The sequence below is a fragment of the Aquimarina algiphila genome, assembly GCF_007489275.1.
GTDB classification, from domain to species: Bacteria; Bacteroidota; Bacteroidia; order Flavobacteriales; family Flavobacteriaceae; genus Aquimarina; species Aquimarina algiphila.
Genome location: NZ_VLNR01000223.1, coordinates 1 through 440, shown reverse-complemented (window position 1 = coordinate 440; position 440 = coordinate 1). Strand labels below are relative to the sequence as shown.

Genomic DNA, 440 nt, shown 5'->3' with positions numbered 1-440 from the left:
AAAGAATTACTGAATCGTATTAAACATAAATGAATACTGATTCATAATTCTATCAATTCATAATTTGTACTTCGACCACCTGATTCTTCTTGTTTTAGAATACCTTTCTCCATTAAATCTTTAATATCTCGTAAAGCAGTATCTGCTGAACATTTAGTAATCTTTGCCCACTTTGAGGATTTGAGTTTTCCATCAAAACCATCTAATAATTTGTTAAGCATTAATCGTTGTCTACTATTAATGCTGGTATCTTTATGTTTATCCCAAAACTCAGATTTATAGAGTACTTCCTTCATCGTTCCTTCTGATGTTTCTAAAGCACGATATAAACAATTTAAAAACCAGTCTAACCATTCTGTTATATCACCATTACTATATTGAACTTTTTTCAATATCTCGTAATACACCTTACGTTCTGTAAGCATTTGGCTGGATAGGCT

General features: G+C 30.7%; 1 protein-coding gene. It reads right to left on the bottom strand.

Features of this window, described 5'->3' with window-relative positions; all coding sequences use genetic code 11:
- Nucleotides 1–41 precede the first annotated feature (41 nt).
- The coding region (locus FOF46_RS31125; protein WP_143919295.1) for a Fic family protein at nt 42–440 on the bottom strand (399 nt) is incomplete at its 5' end.